This is a genomic window from Clostridium sp. DL1XJH146 (assembly GCF_054819755.1).
In genome coordinates this window covers 1-1,578 of the sequence record NZ_JBTVVN010000092.1, presented here as the reverse complement: position 1 = coordinate 1,578, position 1,578 = coordinate 1, and the positions used below count along the sequence as shown (strand labels likewise).

General features: G+C 26.4%; 2 protein-coding genes. Both read right to left on the bottom strand.

Features of this window, described 5'->3' with window-relative positions; genetic code table 11:
• Positions 1 to 132, bottom strand: a 132-nt coding sequence (locus tag ACVHXK_RS18605; RefSeq protein WP_461207907.1) for a YitT family protein, incomplete at its 3' end; no start/stop codon positions are given.
• Between the two features lie 611 nt (positions 133 to 743).
• Entirely contained in the window at positions 744 to 1,334 is a 591-nt protein-coding gene (locus ACVHXK_RS18600; RefSeq protein WP_461207906.1) for a DJ-1/PfpI family protein, read from the bottom strand.
• Positions 1,335 to 1,578 lie beyond the last annotated feature (244 nt).

Here is a 1,578-nt window from a genome sequence, read left to right as displayed (position 1 = left end):
TTTCCCTACTGGAAATTGGAATACATGATTTAAAGTAAGAGCTATACCAGCTAGTCCACTTGTACCAATAGTATTTGGTATTAAAATAGCGGACATATAAAAACAATAAAGAGCACATCCTAGTAAAAACATTCCGGTTTTTTTCATTATAACTAATTTATTTGCTTCTCTATTCATTTTAAACCCCTTATATTGCGTTTTTTATTTTGTGAACATAGTAGCATAGTTTTTTCTATTTAGCATTGTTTGAAAAACTCTATAATTCGACCATTTCTTAATAGATTAATGATTTAGCGAGATTAAGTCATTAAAAGGACAAGTATAGTCTAGAATCCTCTTTTTATATATACCCTTGAAATATAGAAATAAAGCAATTGCAAAGCAATTTTATTATTAAATGTTTAAAAAAAAATATATATAAAATAGGCATGTTTTTATAAAAAATTAACACTAAAACGATATAAATGATTAGTAAACTTGCAAATAAAAATTGGATATGATTTTTAGCCTGCTAGATATTTCAGAAAAAGTTAAAATTAATATTAAATTAATATTAATTTAAGTGATTTTTGGGCATAAAGATAATAAATATAGTAAAAATATATCAATTAGGTTTCTTAAAGCACTTTTAGGGGGAACTGATAAAGAAATAAAATCAGTCGAATTTAAGGAGTAAAAATTAATTAGCGAAATGATATTAGATGAAAAAATAGAAACAGAGGTTATTGATGCTGCATTTATGTTTATTTTAGAAAGCCCATTAATCTTTTAACATTATCTGTATTTTCTTTTGATGTAAGTAATTCTAGAAGAGTGAAAGCAACATCAAATGCTGTAGAAGGATTGTATGAAGTTATGATATTTTTATCAATAATTATTGGCTTGTCTGGTATAACATTTACATTGAATTCAGCTAATTCCTTTTGTCTTTTTCCATCATTAAGATTATATGTAGTTGCATTTCTTCCATTTAAAACGCCACTTTTACCAATAGGAAGTGCGGCAACACAAATGGAAGCAATAAATTTTCCTTGTTTATCAAATTCTCTAATAATATCTAGAAAAATGTCACTAAATGAATCTTCGTAAAAACCAGCTTCTTCAAAACCGCCAGGTATTGCTAAGGCATCAAAATCATTTACATTCAGATCTCTTATGTTCATCTCAGGAATTACAGTAAAGTTCCATGTACATTTAAGAGTTTCTTTTGTACCAACTGTTATTAATTCTGTGGTTCCATCTCCTTCAAAGTTATTCCAACCTATAACATCAGTGAAAACACTTGCTTCAGCAGCTTCAAATCCATTAGCAAGCAATAGACAAACTTTTTTCATAATAATTCCCCTTTCAAATATGACTATAACGTGGTTGCAAATTATGTACTTTATAATAAAATTGTAGCATAATTATACAATTCGGTAAAATCGAAATAAGTGAAATTTATCTTCGTGATTTTTGTTTGATTTAAAAAAAGAACAAGAGTTTGTATAAAATAAACTGATATGGAAATAATAGTAATTAATGAATTAACCGGTTTATTCAAAATAAGTATAGAAAGAGATGATTAAAATAGATTAT

What these genes read in the sequence shown, in the direction of transcription:
- ACVHXK_RS18600 (WP_461207906.1), bottom strand. Translation starts at nt 1,334, where the DNA reads ATGAAAAAAGTTTGTCTATTGCTTGCTAATGGATTTGAAGCTGCTGAA.